The 15,005-nt window shown below is 72.3% G+C and carries 14 protein-coding genes and 1 riboswitch; of the genes, 5 read left to right on the top strand and 9 right to left on the bottom strand.

All coding sequences use genetic code 11. From position 1 onward, the window contains the following. Positions 1–32: 32 nt before the first annotated feature. Positions 33–617 (bottom strand): Uma2 family endonuclease, encoded by a 585-nt coding sequence (locus tag ACWDX7_RS21920; protein ID WP_451492707.1) that lies wholly within the window; start codon positions 615–617, stop codon positions 33–35. Positions 618–728: 111 nt separating this feature from the next. Next, positions 729–861, top strand: a riboswitch (cobalamin riboswitch). A gap of 142 nt (positions 862–1,003) precedes the next feature. On the opposite strand from ACWDX7_RS21920, the gene ACWDX7_RS21915 reads away from it, so the two are divergent. The 3 genes from ACWDX7_RS21915 (at position 1,004) to ACWDX7_RS21905 (ending at position 4,848) form a co-directional block, all read left to right on the top strand. Beyond that, positions 1,004–3,424 (top strand): ribonucleoside-diphosphate reductase subunit alpha, encoded by a 2,421-nt coding sequence (locus ACWDX7_RS21915; protein ID WP_451492685.1) that lies wholly within the window; start codon positions 1,004–1,006, stop codon positions 3,422–3,424. After that, positions 3,424–4,449 carry a ribonucleotide-diphosphate reductase subunit beta gene (locus ACWDX7_RS21910; protein WP_451492686.1) on the top strand — a complete coding sequence of 342 codons (1,026 nt, stop codon included), beginning with the start codon at positions 3,424–3,426 and terminating at the stop codon, positions 4,447–4,449. The genes ACWDX7_RS21915 and ACWDX7_RS21910 overlap by 1 nt, the downstream gene beginning before the upstream one ends. 210 nt (positions 4,450–4,659) lie before the next feature. Then, positions 4,660–4,848, top strand: coding sequence for a hypothetical protein (locus tag ACWDX7_RS21905; protein WP_451492687.1), 189 nt, complete (start codon positions 4,660–4,662; stop codon positions 4,846–4,848). Positions 4,849–4,949: 101 nt separating this feature from the next. On the opposite strand, the gene def is transcribed toward ACWDX7_RS21905, so the two are convergent. The 8 genes from def to ACWDX7_RS21865 form a co-directional block, all read right to left on the bottom strand. Next, positions 4,950–5,603, bottom strand: a complete 654-nt coding sequence (gene def / locus ACWDX7_RS21900) for a peptide deformylase (RefSeq protein ID WP_451492708.1) — start codon at positions 5,601–5,603, stop codon at positions 4,950–4,952. Between the two features lie 83 nt (positions 5,604–5,686). Beyond that, positions 5,687–6,694, bottom strand: coding sequence for a tetratricopeptide repeat protein (locus tag ACWDX7_RS21895; protein ID WP_451492688.1), 1,008 nt, complete (start codon positions 6,692–6,694; stop codon positions 5,687–5,689). A gap of 128 nt (positions 6,695–6,822) precedes the next feature. Beyond that, complete coding sequence (locus ACWDX7_RS21890; RefSeq protein WP_451492689.1) at positions 6,823–8,100, bottom strand: HD-GYP domain-containing protein; 1,278 nt, start codon at positions 8,098–8,100, stop codon at positions 6,823–6,825. Next, a complete protein-coding gene (locus tag ACWDX7_RS21885) occupies positions 8,097–9,626 on the bottom strand; it encodes an HD-GYP domain-containing protein (RefSeq protein WP_451492690.1) in 1,530 nt (509 codons plus the stop codon). The genes ACWDX7_RS21890 and ACWDX7_RS21885 overlap by 4 nt, the downstream gene beginning before the upstream one ends. Positions 9,627–9,817: 191 nt before the next feature. Then, positions 9,818–10,141: a mycothiol system anti-sigma-R factor gene (gene rsrA, locus ACWDX7_RS21880; RefSeq protein WP_451492691.1), complete on the bottom strand. Its 324-nt coding sequence runs from the start codon at positions 10,139–10,141 to the stop codon at positions 9,818–9,820. Continuing rightward, entirely contained in the window at positions 10,138–10,782 is a 645-nt protein-coding gene (locus tag ACWDX7_RS21875) for a sigma-70 family RNA polymerase sigma factor (RefSeq protein ID WP_030709911.1), read from the bottom strand. The genes rsrA and ACWDX7_RS21875 overlap by 4 nt, the downstream gene beginning before the upstream one ends. A 391-nt stretch (positions 10,783–11,173) precedes the next feature. Then, complete coding sequence (locus ACWDX7_RS21870) at positions 11,174–11,824, bottom strand: alpha/beta hydrolase family protein (protein WP_451492692.1); 651 nt, start codon at positions 11,822–11,824, stop codon at positions 11,174–11,176. A 122-nt stretch (positions 11,825–11,946) separates the two neighbouring features. Next, on the bottom strand, positions 11,947–12,765 hold the full coding sequence (locus ACWDX7_RS21865) for an SOS response-associated peptidase (RefSeq protein WP_451492693.1): 819 nt from the start codon (positions 12,763–12,765) through the stop codon (positions 11,947–11,949). 80 nt (positions 12,766–12,845) lie between these two features. On the opposite strand from ACWDX7_RS21865, the gene ACWDX7_RS21860 reads away from it, so the two are divergent. Together ACWDX7_RS21860 and aroA are read left to right on the top strand one after the other, a co-directional pair. Then, complete coding sequence (locus tag ACWDX7_RS21860) at positions 12,846–13,559, top strand: M50 family metallopeptidase (protein WP_451492694.1); 714 nt, start codon at positions 12,846–12,848, stop codon at positions 13,557–13,559. Positions 13,560–13,613: 54 nt separating this feature from the next. Further along, complete coding sequence (gene aroA, locus ACWDX7_RS21855) at positions 13,614–15,002, top strand: 3-phosphoshikimate 1-carboxyvinyltransferase (protein WP_451492695.1); 1,389 nt, start codon at positions 13,614–13,616, stop codon at positions 15,000–15,002. Positions 15,003–15,005: the final 3 nt, after the last annotated feature.

Below are 15,005 nucleotides of genomic sequence, written 5' to 3'. Positions count from 1 at the left end.
GCCCGCCGTATTCGGCGGGCCCTTCCTCGCGTTCAGCGCACCCAGTCCTTGAGGGGCTCGGTCGGGAGGGTGATACCGACGGGCTCGGGAAGCTCGACGTCCTTGCCGAAGTGAACGGTGTGGACCATCTCGTACCGCCGCCCATTGGGCTCGCTGTGTACCACGACCTCGCACGCGTCCCGGTCGATCAGCAAGTAGACGGGGATAGCGGTTTCGGCATACGCGCGGGGCTTCTCGTTCCTGTCACGCGAATCCGTGTCGGAGTCGTACGAGGTGACCTCGACCACCATGAGAACAGGGGCGGGATCGGCCCACTCTCCCTGGCCGACAAACGCGTCATCCGGGGCCAAGCACCCGTCGGGCCGGACTCTGCCCGAGCGATATTCCTGGACCTTCAGCCCCCGCTCGACATGAAGCCACAGCTCCGGCCGGTGCTGCATGCACAGGCGGGCCAGCCACAGAACGATCCGGTCATGGTCCCCGTCCGGCACGGCCTTGGCCCCCAGCTTCCCGTCGATGAATTCCAGTCTCAGCCCCTCGATCTCGCGGGCGCCTATGCGCGCCAGGGCCTCGAACTCTTCGGGCAGCATCAGGGGACGGTCAGTCATCACGGTCATGCCTCGCTCGCCTTCCTCGACGGTGCTCTCTCCGACGATAGCGGAGAGGTACGCCACAGGGACGGCGCGTCGCACACGACACAACATGTGGGGGCTACCGCCGGGGGCCGCCCCCACATGTATGCTCAGGGCTGCTGTCGCCGCAGGGGAATCCGGTGCGAATCCGGAACTGTCCCGCAACGGTATGAAGTGCACTCGTTCGTGCACCGCAAGTCCGAGGACCTGCCGACAGCGCGCCCGGCTCGACCGAACCGGGTGCCGATACGTCCGGGCCTCGCGGTTGGGCCGGTGGACGCCGTGCGGTGTGCGCGTATCCGGCACGCCCGCATGCGCTGCGCCCCGCCCCGCCCCGCCGATGACCGGGCCGAGTGAGGGAGAGCTCCCCCGTGACCATCGCGCCCACCGCACCGCGCGCCGAGTCCGACCCGTCCGCGCCGCAAGGTCCCGGGGCCGCGCTGCTGCGCACCCTCACCGAGCTGACGGCCGACCTCCCCGACACCGACCCGGGCCGCGTCGCCGCCGCCGCGCTGCGGGGCCGCAGCTCCGTCGCCGACGAGGCCGAACTGCGCGCTCTGGCCACCGAGGCCGCCGCTGGCCTGATCTCCGAGGACCCGGCCTATTCCCGGCTCGCCGCCCGCCTGCTGACGCTGGCCGTCGCCGACGAGGCCGTCGGCCAGGGCGCCACCTCCTTCTCGGCCTCGGTCGCGGTCGGCCACCGCGAGGGGCTCATCGCCGACCGCACGGCCGCGTTCGTACGGACCCATGCCGGCCGCCTCGACTCCCTGGTCGAGCACACCCTCGCCGAGGGCGCCGACGACCGCTTCGGCTTCTTCGGCCTGCGCACCCTGCACAGCCGCTACCTGCTGCGCCACCCCCTGACCCGTCAGGTCATCGAGACCCCGCAGTACTTCATGCTGCGCGTGGCCTGCGGCCTCGCCGCGGACGACAGCGTGGCCGCCGTGGAGGAAGTTGCCTCGCTGTACCGGCTGATGAGCCGCCTGGACTATCTGCCGTCCTCCCCCACGCTCTTCAACTCCGGTACCCGGCACCCGCAGATGTCCTCCTGCTACCTGCTGGACTCCCCGCTGGACGAGCTCGACTCGATCTACGACCGCTACCACCAGGTCGCGCGCCTCTCCAAGCACGCGGGCGGCATCGGCCTCTCGTACTCCCGCATCCGCGCCCGCGGTTCGCTGATCCGCGGCACCAACGGCCACTCCAACGGCATCGTGCCGTTCCTGAAGACCCTCGACGCCTCCGTGGCCGCCGTGAACCAGGGCGGCCGCCGCAAGGGCGCCGCCGCCGTCTACCTGGAGACGTGGCACGCGGACATCGAGGAGTTCCTGGAGCTCCGCGACAACACGGGTGAGGACCAGCGCCGTACGCACAACCTCAACCTGGCCCACTGGGTGCCGGACGAGTTCATGCGCCGCGTCAACGCCGACGCCCAGTGGTCGCTCTTCTCCCCGGCCGACGTGCCCGAGCTGGTCGACCTGTGGGGTGACGAGTTCGACGCCGCCTACCGCAAGGCCGAGGCCGCCGGACTGGCCCGCAAGACCATGCCCGCCCGCGACCTGTACGGCCGGATGATGCGCACCCTCGCGCAGACCGGCCAGGGCTGGATGACCTTCAAGGACGCCTCCAACCGTACGGCGAACCAGACCGCCGAGCCGGGCGCGGTCGTGCACTCCTCGAACCTCTGCACCGAGATCCTGGAGGTCACCGACGACGGCGAGACGGCCGTATGCAACCTCGGCTCGGTCAATCTCGGGGCCTTCGTGCTGACGGGAGCCGGGGACGGGCGGGAGGTGATGGACTGGGAGCGCCTGGACGAGACCGTCCGCACCGCCGTGACCTTCCTCGACCGGGTCGTGGACATCAACTTCTACCCGACCGAGCAGGCCGGCCGCTCCAACGCCCGCTGGCGCCCGGTGGGCCTGGGCGCGATGGGCCTGCAGGACGTCTTCTTCAAGCTGCGGCTGCCCTTCGACTCCGCCGAGGCGAAGGCCCTGTCCACGAAGATCGCCGAGCGCATCATGCTCGCCGCCTACGAGGCCTCCGCGGAACTCGCCGAGCGCAGCGGCCCGCTTCCGGCGTGGGAGCGTACCCGTACCGCACGCGGCGTCCTGCACCCCGACCACTACGAGGGCGCCGAGCAGCACTGGCCCGAGCGCTGGGACGCGCTGCGCGCCCGCATCGCGAAGACCGGCATGCGCAATTCGCTGCTGCTGGCCATCGCCCCGACCGCGACGATCGCCTCGATCGCGGGCGTGTACGAGTGCATCGAGCCGCAGGTCTCCAACCTGTTCAAGCGCGAGACGCTGAGCGGTGAGTTCCTCCAGGTCAACGCCTATCTGGTGGACGAGTTGAAGAAGCTCGGCGTGTGGGACGCCCAGACCCGCGAGGCGCTGCGCGACGCCAGCGGCTCGGTCCAGGGCTTCGGCTGGATCCCGGCCGAGGTCCGCGAGCTGTACCGCACGGCGTGGGAGATCCCGCAGCGCGGACTGATCGACATGGCGGCGGCCCGTACGCCGTACCTCGACCAGTCGCAGTCGCTGAACCTGTTCCTGGAGACGCCGACCATCGGCAAGCTGAGCTCGATGTACGCGTACGCCTGGAAGCAGGGCCTGAAGACCACCTACTACCTGCGCTCCCGCCCGGCGACGAAGATCGCCCGCGCCGCGCAGGGCGGCACCACCACCGCCGCCGCGACCTCTGCCCCCGTAGCGCTCCCGCAGGCTGTCGCCGACGCGGACGCGCTCGCCTGCTCCCTTGAGAACCCCGAGTCCTGCGAGGCCTGCCAGTAATGAGCACCACCGACCCCGGCATCACCAAGAACCTGCTCGACCCGGGCTTCGAACTGACGCTGCGTCCGATGCGCTACCCCGATTTCTACGAGCGCTACCGGGACGCGATCAAGAACACGTGGACGGTGGAGGAGGTCGACCTCCACTCGGACGTCGCCGACCTGGCGAAGCTGACGCCTTCCGAGCAGCACATGATCGGCCGGCTGGTCGCCTTCTTCGCGACGGGCGACTCGATCGTCTCCAACAACCTGGTGCTGACGCTCTACAAGCACATCAACTCCCCGGAGGCGCGCCTGTACCTGTCGCGCCAGCTGTTCGAGGAGGCCGTGCACGTCCAGTTCTATCTGACGCTGCTCGACACCTACCTGCCCGACCCGGCCGACCGCGCGGCCGCCTTCGACGCCGTCGAGGAGATCCCCTCCATCCGTGAGAAGGCGCAGTTCTGCTTCAAGTGGATGGACTCGGTCGAGAAGATCGAGCGCCTGGAGACGGCCGCGGACCGTCGCCGCTTCCTGCTGAACCTGATCTGCTTCGCCGCCTGCATCGAGGGGCTGTTCTTCTACGGCGCCTTCGCGTACGTGTACTGGTTCCGCTCCCGCGGGCTCCTGCACGGCCTGGCCACCGGCACCAACTGGGTCTTCCGCGACGAGACCATGCACATGAACTTCGCCTTCGAGGTCGTGGACACGGTCCGCAAGGAGCAGCCGGAGCTCTTCGACGACGCCCTCCAGCAGCAGGTCACCGACATGCTGAGGGAGGCCGTCGAGGCGGAGCTGCAGTTCGGCCGCGACCTGTGCGGTGAGGGCCTGCCGGGCATGAACACCGAGTCGATGCGCGAGTACCTGGAGTGCGTCGCGGACCAGCGCCTGATCCGGCTCGGCTTCCCGCCGGTGTACGGCTCGCAGAACCCGTTCTCCTTCATGGAGCTGCAGGGGGTCCAGGAGCTGACCAACTTCTTCGAGCGCCGCCCGTCGGCCTACCAGGTCGCCGTCGAGGGCACGGTCGACCTGGACGAGGACTTCTGACTCCGGTTGCCGATGACCGCCGGGGGCAGCGGCCCGACCTGTGCGTCGAGCCGTTGCCCCGGTGCCCCGCCATTGGCCGAGAACCGTAGAACACTTGTCCCAAACCAACCCCCTGCGTAACCGGTTGGTGTCGTACCGTGATGGGGTTCGCCCCGACCGCACCGCACGACGCTCGGGTCGCGCACCTCTCACCAGCCCAGGGGAGCCTGTATGTCCCGTACCGCCCGTATCATCACCGCCGCCGCGTTCGCCGCCCTGCTCGTCGGCGGCGCCGGCGCCACCGCTTCCGCGGACAGCGGATGGGGTGCCCCGCCGGCCGACAACGGCCGGAACACCGCTCCTGCCACCACCGGCGGCAGCGAGTCGGACACCGCGCCGGCCGACGGCAGCCGGCCGTAGCCTCCGGGCACGCGCGAAGGCCCCGCTCCGGTTGTGGAGCGGGGCCTTTGCGCGTGGTGCGCGAGGCCGGCCGGGCCACCGCGTCGAGCGGGCCGGCCGGGTCAGTCGTTCGGGACCGTCTCGTAGCGCGGGGTGCCCTCCGCCATCTGGCGCAGGGCGTCCTTGCGGTCCCGCTTCGAGAGCCGGTCGATGTACAGGTACCCGTACAGGTGGTCCGTCTCGTGCTGGAGGCAGCGCGCGAAGTAGCCGGTGCCGCGCACCTTGATCGGGTTGCCCTGCGCGTCCTGGCCCTCGACCTCGGCGTAGTCCGGGCGGGCCAGCGAGGCGTACGCGGTCGGCACGGACAGGCAGCCCTCGTTGGAGTCGTCCAGCACCCGCGCGGCCGCCGGCAGTTCCACGAGCTTCGGGTTGACCACGACACCGGTGTGCCGCTTGCCGTCGTCGTCCGGGCAGTCGTAGACGAAGACCTTGGCGTCCACGCCGATCTGGTTCGCGGCCAGGCCCACGCCCTCGGCGGCCTTCTGGCTGGCGAACATGTCGTCGATCAGCCGCGCCAGCTCGTCGCCGAACTCGGTGACGTCCTTGCACTCCCGGTGCAGGACCGGGTTGCCGACCACCGTGATGGGGCGGGCGGTGCCGCGCTGGCGGTGGGCGAGCTCGCGCTCCGCACAGTCCTCGGTGTCCACGACGTACCCGTCGTCGCTCACCCCGGTCCGGGTCTCGACCTCGGCCACCTCGTTCTCCTGCTGCGCCATGTCCGCCGTACGCCTTCCGTAAGTCCCGGTCATCGATGACTGCCGACGGCCACCGATGTGCCCGTACAGCCTACGGCCCGGGCTCAGCAGACTTCTTCGAGATCCCGCCACTCACGGCTGTCGGGGCTGTCGGCCACCCAGCCGTCGAGCAGCCCGCGCACCAGACCCGCCGGCGCCGCGATGCCGCATTCGCGCTCGGCCACCCACAGGGAACCGGAACCGGCCGTACGGTGCCCCAGCGGCCCGGGATGCCCCGGTTCGCTGTGGTCGTGCGGATCCAGGTGCTCCCCGTCGCCCTCGTCGCTCGGCATCTCGCTCTCCGAGCAGGTCCGGCACAGCAGCCGCACCGAGGAAGACCAGTCCTCGGCGGCGAAGCCCGCGTCCGAGGCCAGCTGCTCCAGCGCGTCGCGGTCCGCCTCGGTGGCCGCCTCCAGCAGCACCACCCAGGTCGGCACCGGCGACGGCGCCCACAGCTCGATCTCGTCGAAGACGGGGTACGAGGGCCCGGCCGCGGTGACCCGCTCGCCGTGCGGTACGCCGTCGTGCAGGACGACCTCGCCCCAGCGCCGCCCCGAGGAGGGCAGCGGGATGGACAGCACCTCCATGCGGGCCGGGTCCAGCCGGCGGCCCCAGACCACCTCCGCCTCCCCCTCGGGCGACAGCCGGACGGCGGCGCTGCCGAGCTCCATACCGACCGGTTCGCCGTTGGACTTGCCGCCCGCGCCCCCGCCGTGGGGGTCTCCGGGCACCTTCAGCCCGTACGCCTGCCAGGCCCGCCGGGCCAGCGGCCAGTCCTGCAGCGCGGTGGCGGCGATCCCGACGTTCCACCAGTCCGGGGCGCCGGTCTCCCGGTCCAGCAGGGCGACGGCCCGCAGCCCCGCGGCCCGCGCCTGCTCCCAGTCGTGCCGGAACTTGTGCAGCAGCGCCAAGTTGAACCAGGACTCCGACAGCCATGGCTCCAGGTCCGCGGCTCTGGTCAGGAGTGCGCCCGCGTCCTCGTACCGACCGTCGCCGATCAGCGTGAACGCGCGGTCGGTGGCCTGCCGCCACGAGGCGGAGGGCCGATGCCGTACCTTCCCGAAGATCCTCACGATTCCCGCCTGCCTGGGGGCACCTCCCAGCGGTGGCTGGGACAACGGTGCAGCCTTGCGGACACTCTCACGACACTCTTACTGGCATCCAACCATGTCCACTCGGACGGCCGCTCATTACCCATGGGTTACCCACGTCGGGCGGGAACAACTCTGTCACGTCCGCCCCTGCCCAGAACCCTCGCGAGGCATTCCACCACCTCCGGCTGGTAGTCGTGGCCGGTTCCCAGGCGCAGCTGCTCCAGAGCCGCCAGTGAGCCACCCGGGTGACGGCTCCCGCCGACGAGGTCTTCGTACGCGTTCACCGCGCGCACGATGCGGGCGGTGACGGGCTGCTCCCGGTACGGGTCCGCCTGCCGCTCCACCACCACGGCGACCTCCGCGGGCACCCCCGTCCGCCGGGCCACCTCCCCGCCCAGCTCGGCGATCCGGCGCGCTTCGGCGGCGGGCAGCTCGGCGGTGGCCCCGGCCGGGACCGGATCGACCAGGGCGAGCTGGCCGATGTCGTGCATGAGGGCGGCGTACTCCAGCACCGTGAGCTCCCGCTCCGAGAGCCCCAGCTCCCGGCCCACCGAGCAGCTGAGGGCGGCCACCCGGCGGGCGTGGCCCGGCGCGGTGTAACCGGCGATCTCCGTGGCCCGGGCCAGGGAGGTGATGGTCTGGCGGTAGGTGGTGCGGATCGCGGCGATGCGGTGGAAGGACAGCTGGGTCAACAGCAGGGGCACGCTGAAGACGGGCAGGGCCCACAGGCCGGCGACGGCCACGCCCAGGGCCATCACGGCCCCGGTGGCGCAGATGGCCGAGCCGATCCCGGCCTGCGCCCGCAGCTCGTCGCGCAGCAGGGGACCGTACGGCCAGCCGGTGCGGGCCCCGGCGAGCGCCGCCGCGAGCACAGCGTCGCACAGGGCGGTCAGGCCGAGCAGGAGGATCAGGAAGAGCACGAGGTACGGGCCCTGGCCGACCCAGTGCTCCAGGCGGCCGGAGTTGTAGAGCGGCTGGAAGCAGACCGCGGCGAAGGCGACGGTGAGGACCCGGCGAGCGAGGTGGTCGAGGGCGGGGCCGCGGCCCCGGGCGACGTGGGGGACGATCCCGGCGAGGGCGGCCGCGACGACGACGGCGACGATCTGGAGCACCCCGTGGTGCGTGGGCTGTCCCGCGTTCTGGCCGAGGAGGGCGTAGGCGAGGGCTCCGGCGGAGCCGAGCGGTGCGGGCTGGCGCTCCTCGGCCTGGAGGTGGCCGCCCGCGTCCGGGGGGTCCCGGCGGGCGAGCTCGCCGACGGCGATCAGGGCTCCGAAGACCAGGGCGGTGCCGGGTGCGACGAGGCCGTTCCACAGGGTGTGCCCGAGCCCGGCCGCGGTGAGCGCCGCGGCGGCGCCCCGCACCGCCCACACGGCCTCGCCCCTCACGGGCCCTCCTCCCCGGGCCTGTTGCCGGGCGGGGCGGTGGCGCCCCCGCCGGGCCCGGCCTGCCCGGCCCGGGCCGGGGCCCGCCCGCTCGGCCCGGCCGCCGGGCCCTCCACCGGGCCTTCCACCGGCTGCGTGCCCCGCGCGGGCAGCCCGGTCGCGGACGGCAGTCCAGGCCCGCCCCCGGCGGGAGCGGAACCGCTGATCACCTGGAGGTCTTCGTCGGAGGTGACCACGGGGTGCCAGCCGTGCCGCCTGACGGCCCGGACCAGCGCGCCGACCATGCCCGGGTCGAACTGGGCCCCGGCGCAGCGCTCCAGCTCGGCGAGGGCCGTCCCCACCGGCCGGGCGCGGCTGTACGAACGGGTCGAGGTCATCGCGTCGAAGGCGTCGGCCACGGCCACCACCCGGGCGAGCACCGGGATCTGCTCACCGGTCAGCCCGTACGGGTAGCCGCAGCCGTCGACCCGCTCGTGGTGGTGCAGGATCGCGGAGCGGGCCTCCCCCAGGAAGCCGATGCCGCGGACGATCTCGTGCCCGTACTCGGGGTGCAGTTCGACGATCCGGCGCTCGTCGGGGGTGAGCGGCCCGTCCTTGCGCAGCAGCCGGGTGGGGACGCCGAGTTTGCCCACGTCGTGCAGGATCCCGGCGATGCGGACGACTTCCAGCCGGTCCTCGGCCATGCCCAGCTCGCGGGCGATCATCGCGGAGGCCTGCCCGACGCGTTCGCTGTGGCCGCGCGTGTAGCGGTCCTTGATGTCGACGGCCTGCACGAGGGCGCGGATGGTGGCCCGGTGGGCGGTGCGCTCGCGGTGGTACTGGGCGAAGAGCCAGCAGGAGATGTACATCGGAAGCAGCACCAGCAGCGCGGCCGGGAGCCCGTAGGGGCTGCGCCACATGACGGCCATCATCAGGCCGGCGAGGCCGTGCAGGCAGTGCGGGGCGAGGGACCGGGTGAGCAGTCCGCTCCAGGCCGTGGCGGCGGGCCGGCGTTCGGCGGCGGCCAGGACTCCCCCGTCGAGGGCGGTGAGCACCAGGCAGAAGACGGTGGCCGCGAGGACCGCGGGGAGCAGTGCGTACGGGAAGTCGGCCACCCAGCCGGGGGGCCCGGAACCGGCAAAGGCGCCCCCGCCGAGCGCGGCCGGGCCGCGCAGGGCCGCGTACGCCTGCCCCGCGGCCCAGGCGGCTATCGCCTGCTGCGCGCCGTGCCAGACCCGGCGGACCAGGGCTGGCGACTGCGCCACGGCGCCGGCGAGGCCTCCGGGCACCGCCACGAGCGCGGCGGCGGCGGGAGGCAGCAGGAAGACGGCGGCGAGCAGCACGGGGAAGAAGGACCCGATGTCCTCGGGCGCCCGGCGGCCCGGAAGCGGGCGGGCCCTGAGGAGTTCGCAACCGAGGTAGAGGGCGGCGAGCAGGGCCACGGCCGTCCGGGGTGTGTCCGGATCCCGGAAGGCCGGGGCGGCGCACGCGGACGCGGCGAGGACGGCGCACAGGATGTATCCCCGCGCCACCGGCGGAAGTGCCCGCATGGCGCTCTCCTCCCCTGTGCTGTGCAAGCCGGTACCGCAGGAAACCAGTACCGAATGGGGAGGATAGGTGGGGTGCCAGTCGGCGCGGGCCGCAATTTCACATCGCGGCATGCGGACGCCCCCGGATTAGCACCTTCGGGTGAAGGAAGTGCCGTTCCGGGGGCGGTCGTTCAAGCGGTTTCCGTCCGGTGTCAGCCGGGGGCGGGATGGTCGGCCGGGGCGGGGTGGTCGGCGGTGACGTCGTGGTCAGGTACGGCCTGGCCCGACCGGATCAGCTCGATGCGCCCCATCACCTTCGACCGCAGGTCGCTCGGCACGTCGTCCGAGCCGCAGCACCGCTTCACCAGCTTCTTCACGGCCTGTTCCAGACCGTACTTCTCCAGACAGGGGCTGCACTCGCCGAAGTGGGTCTCGAACTTCGTGCAGTCGCTGTCGGGCATCTCATGGTCGAGGAACTCGTAAAGGTGGTCCAGGACCTCAGAGCACTCCGTCTCGTGCGGCTCTCCGCAACTCATGAGCCCGAGCCTTTCCGGTCGTTCGACTCTCCCGCGCCGGCGGGCACCAGCCCGCGCTCACGGGCATAGTCCTCCAGCATTCCGCGGAGTTGACGGCGGCCACGGTGCAGTCGCGACATGACCGTACCGATGGGTGTACCCATGATGTCCGCGATCTCCTTGTACGCAAAGCCCTCTACGTCGGCAAGGTAGACCGCGATGCGGAACTCCTCCGGAATGGCCTGGAGCGCCTCCTTCACATCCGAATCGGGCAGGTGGTCGAGCGCCTGCGACTCGGCCGACCGCAGTCCGGTCGACATGTGCGACTCGGCGCGCGCCAGCTGCCAGTCCTCGATCTCCTCCGCCGCACTGCGCTGGGGCTCGCGCTGCTTCTTGCGGTAGGAGTTGATGAAGGTGTTGGTCAGAATGCGGTACAGCCACGCCTTCAGGTTGGTGCCCTCGCGGAACTGGTGGAAGGACGCGTATGCCTTCGCGTACGTCTCCTGGACCAGGTCCTCGGCGTCGGCCGGGTTGCGCGTCATGCGCAGCGCGGCCGAGTACATCTGGTCGAGGTAGCCGAGGGCGTCCCTCTCGAAGCGCGCGTTGCGCTCCGGGGTCGTCTCCTCCGCGTGGCCTTCGTCGGTCCCAGCGACAGGACCCACCTCCTCCGACTGCGTGGCGACTCCGAAAGCGGACCCGCTCGAATCGGAGAATAGTCGACCCTCACGGCCCTCCGCCGCCCGAAGCGGGCCGCGCTTGGGCCCGGGCAGCACCGTCCAGTCCAGGTCAGCGGCCTGCGGGCGGTTATGGCTGATGACCTGGGTCATGCGCTGCCTCTCCTCCGACGAAGTTCCGTACGTTCCGACATCCGGGACAACAGAAGGGCCGTGCGGCACATTCCCCGGCAGGGAGGGGTTTTCGGCTCGGCTGGCCGCGGGCGGCCAGCGGGCGGCCCGCTCCCGCGCGGCCCCGGCCGCGACCGTCGCCGGAAGGCGGTCGGACTCTGTCAGGTCGCGGGCGCATGTGGAGCCGTACGGGGAGCCGTACGGCCGGTCATACGGCGAGGCGCGCCAGCCACTCCCCCACCGACCGGGTGATCAGCGCCAGGGCGTCCTCCTGAGGGAGCTCCGCCTTCTTGGGCACCGCGAAGCCGTGGTCCCCGTACGGAACCTCCACGAGCTCGTACGGATTCCCCGCGCCCGGCGGCGGGAACTCCTGCGGACGCCCGAAGGGGTCGCGGGCGCCCTGCACCACCAGGGTGGGCCGCCCGGCCCCGGTGAGCTCCTCGGCGCGGGACTTCTCCGGCCGGCCCGGCGGGTGCAGCGGGAACGCCAGCGCGAGCACCCCGGCGGCGTCCAGAGCGGCCGCGGTCCGGCAGGCCACGCGGGCCCCGGCGCTGCGTCCGCCGGCGACCACCGGCAGCCCGGGCTTCGCGAGGGCCGGCCACAGCCCGCGCCAGCCCTCGTCCAGCACCTTCGGCGCGGCGGCGACCTTCTTCCCGGCGACCCGCCAGGGCTGCTCCACCAGCGCGACGGTGGTCCCGCGGGCGGGCAGGGCGGCGGCCAGCGCCTGGAGGTCCCGGGCCTCGATTCCGCCGCCCGCGCCGTGGCCGAGGGCCAGCACGAGCTTCGCGCGGCGGGCGGGGTGCCAGGTGATACGGGCTTCGCCGGCCGGGGTGTCGACACTGTCGGTACACGTGGTCATGCCCCCATCGTGCACGCGGGGCGCGCGGGGCGGGCCGGCGCGCGCCCGGCGTTGCCGTCGAAGGGGCGCCTGAAGCGCCGACCGGCTGGTCTGGGAGGGGCCGGCGAGCGGATGCGCGCGGCCTAGAAGAGGGTCGACTCCTCCGGCGCGGCGAGCTCCTCCAGCAGCTCCGGCCCGTTGTTGCGCACGTTGCTCACCGCGGTGGACACGGCGTAGGCCCGCATCAGCCCGCCCGGCGGGGGTGAAAGCAGTTCCCGCAGCTCGCCCTCGGTATCGGTCCGGGCGGGGTCGAGCCAGGCGTCCCAGCGGTCCGGGGTGAGCATGAGCGGCATCCGGGGGTGGATGTCGGCGAGGGAGCGCGGCCCCTCCTCCGGAGCCACGGCCAGCGGGCCCGTCTCGGCCTCCGTGGTGATCACCGAACAGGTGGCCCACCAGGCGTGCGGGTGCCCGTCGGGCAGCGTCCGGTCGCGCCAGAACTCGTATATCCCGGCTATGGCGAGGAAGGAGCCGTCGGCGGGGAGCACGAAGTACGGCTGCTTGCGGGCCCGCTTCTTCTTCCCCTCCACCTCCAGCTGCCGTTCGTCGTGGGCGGTGACCCATTCGTAGTAGCCGTCGGCGGGGACGATGCAGCGGCGCTGTGCGAAGGGCCGCCGGAAGGACGGCTTCTCGTGCAGGGTCTCGGACCGGGCGTTGATCATCCGGGCGGCGCCGTCGGGGTTCTGGGCCCAGGCGGGGACGAGCCCCCACTTCAGGACGCGCAGCTGGCGAACCGGACGGGGATCGGCGGCGTCCTTCAGAGGACGGTCGAGGACGACGTGGACCTCCTTCGTCGGCGCGACGTTCCAGTCGGGTGCCAAAGACTCCTCCGGCTCCCACTTCTCGATCCCGAACGCCTCCACCAGGTCCTCTGCCCGACGACCCGCCGCATACCTTCCGCACATGGCTGTCAGACTGCCATGGCGCCGCCCGGCCACCGCCGGGAGGTACCCCCGGACCACCACCGCTAGGAGCCCGTCACTTCATGGACACCAGCACCACGGCCGCCCTGTGGGACCGGCTCACCGGCATACAGACCGCGCCCGACCGGTGGCTGGTGATAGCGACCGGCCTGGTCGCGCTGACCGCCGTCGGCCCACGCCCGCTGTGGCGGCTGTCGCGCAACGCCGTCACCATCGCGCACGAGGGCGGGCACGGCCTGCTGGCATTGCTCACCGGGCGGCGCCTCGACGGGATACGGCTGCACTCCGACACCAGCGGCGTCACCGTCAGCCGGGGCCGCCCGACCGGCCTGGGGATGGTCCTCACCGCCGCCGCCGGATATACGGCGCCCTCGCTGCTCGGGCTCGGCGGGGCGGTCCTGCTGTCGGCGCACCGGATCACCCTGCTGCTGTGGGCGGCCACCGCCCTGCTGCTGGCGATGCTGGTGATGATCCGCAACGCGTACGGGGCCGTGACGGTCGTACTGACCGGCGGGACGTTCGTGCTGGTGTCCTGGCTCTCCCCGGCCGACGTGCAGGCGGTCTTCGCGTACGGCGTGGTGTGGTTCCTCCTCCTCGGCGGGGTGCGGCCCGTCTTCGAACTGGGGGCCAAGCGCAGGAACGGCGGAGCGCCGGATTCCGACGCGGACCAGCTGGGCCGGCTCACCCACGTCCCTCCGGTGGTGTGGCTCCTCCTCTTCCACGTCGTCGCACTGTGCTCGCTCACCGGTGGCGCGCGCTGGCTGCTCGACCTCTGAGACTGGGGCCGCGATCAAGATCTGAGGCCGGGGGAAGCCATTAAAGTGGTGGCCATGACCGAGACCCCCGCGCTCCCCGCCCTCTGGCCCGCCCCCGTCGCCGACGGCACCGTCCACGCCACGGTCACCGTGCCGGGGTCCAAGTCGGTCACCAACCGGGCCCTCGTGCTCGCCGCGCTCGCCTCCGAGCCCGGCTGGGTACGCCGCCCGCTGCGCTCGCGCGACTCCCAGCTGATGTCCGACGCCCTGCGCGCCCTGGGCGTTGGCATCGAGGAGACGGTCTCCTCCAGCTCCGCCGGGCAGGGCGAGAGCGGCGAGGCCTGGCGGATCATCCCGGCCGCCCTGCACGGCCCCGCCACCGTCGACGTCGGCAACGCGGGCACGGTCATGCGCTTCCTGCCGCCCGTCGCGACCCTCGCCGACGGCGACATCCGCTTCGACGGCGACCCGCGCTCCTACGAGCGTCCGCTCGGCCAGGTCATCAGCGCCCTGCGCACGCTGGGCGCCCGCATCGACGACGACGGCCGGGGCGCCCTGCCCATGACCGTCCACGGCGGCGGGGCGCTGGAGGGCGGCGTCGTCGAGATCGACGCCACGAACTCCTCGCAGTTCGTCTCCGCGCTGCTGCTCTCCGCCCCCCGCTTCAACCAGGGCGTCGAGGTACGGCACGTGGGCACCAACCTGCCGTCGATGCCGCACATCCGGATGACCGTGGAGATGCTGCGCGCGGCGGGCGCCCAGGTCGACACCCCCGAGGCGGGCGGGGAGAAGAACGTGTGGCGCGTCTCCCCCGGCGCGATGCTCGGCCGCGACATGGTCGTGGAACCGGACCTCTCCAACGCCCAGCCCTTCCTGGCCGCGGCCCTGATCACCGGCGGCACGGTCACCATCCCCGACTGGCCGCGCCGCACTACGCAGCCGGGTGACGCGCTGCGCCGGATCTTCACCGAGATGGGCGGTTCCTGCGAACTGACCGACGCGGGACTGGTCTTCACCGGCACCGGTAAGATCCACGGCATCGACGTGGACCTGGGCGAGGTCGGCGAGCTCACCCCGGGCATCGCCGCGGTGGCGGCCCTGGCCGACTCCGAGTCGGTCCTGCGCGGCGTCCAGCACCTGCGGATGCACGAGACGGACCGGCTGGCCGCGCTGACCAAGGAGATCAACGCTCTGGGCGGCGATGTCACCGAGACCGCGGACGGTCTGCACATCCGCCCGCGCCCCCTGCACGGCGGCGTGTTCCACACGTACGACGACCACCGGATGGCCACCGCTGGCGCGGTGATCGGCCTGGCGGTGGAGGGCGTACGCATCGAGAACGTGGCGACCACCGCCAAGACCCTGCCGGACTTCCCGCAGATGTGGGCGGACATGCTCTCCGGCGCGTCGGGCGGCTCGGCGAGCTCCGCGGCGCCGGGCGCCGAAGCGGGTGCGGGGGCGTAGGGC

It is taken from the genome of Streptomyces sp. NPDC003034 (assembly GCF_053591375.1).
Note: the sequence above shows the minus strand (reverse complement) of the source record. Positions and strands in the feature narration are given on the sequence as shown.

Excerpts from the sequence above, each read along its gene's own strand:
- ACWDX7_RS21885 (WP_451492690.1), bottom strand. The coding sequence starts at position 9,626 with ATGCGGGCACTTCCGCCGGTGGCGCGGGGATACATCCTGTGCGCCGTC.
- def (WP_451492708.1), bottom strand. The coding sequence starts at position 5,603 with ATGGCGCAGCAGGAGAACGAGGTGGCCGAGGTCGAGACCCGGACCGGG.
- aroA (WP_451492695.1), top strand. The coding sequence starts at position 13,614 with ATGACCGAGACCCCCGCGCTCCCCGCCCTCTGGCCCGCCCCCGTCGCC.
- ACWDX7_RS21860 (WP_451492694.1), top strand. The coding sequence starts at position 12,846 with ATGGACACCAGCACCACGGCCGCCCTGTGGGACCGGCTCACCGGCATA.
- ACWDX7_RS21870 (WP_451492692.1), bottom strand. The coding sequence starts at position 11,824 with ATGACCACGTGTACCGACAGTGTCGACACCCCGGCCGGCGAAGCCCGT.
- ACWDX7_RS21905 (WP_451492687.1), top strand. The coding sequence starts at position 4,660 with ATGTCCCGTACCGCCCGTATCATCACCGCCGCCGCGTTCGCCGCCCTG.
- ACWDX7_RS21910 (WP_451492686.1), top strand. The coding sequence starts at position 3,424 with ATGAGCACCACCGACCCCGGCATCACCAAGAACCTGCTCGACCCGGGC.
- rsrA (WP_451492691.1), bottom strand. The coding sequence starts at position 10,141 with ATGAGTTGCGGAGAGCCGCACGAGACGGAGTGCTCTGAGGTCCTGGAC.
- ACWDX7_RS21920 (WP_451492707.1), bottom strand. The coding sequence starts at position 617 with ATGACCGTGATGACTGACCGTCCCCTGATGCTGCCCGAAGAGTTCGAG.
- ACWDX7_RS21865 (WP_451492693.1), bottom strand. The coding sequence starts at position 12,765 with ATGTGCGGAAGGTATGCGGCGGGTCGTCGGGCAGAGGACCTGGTGGAG.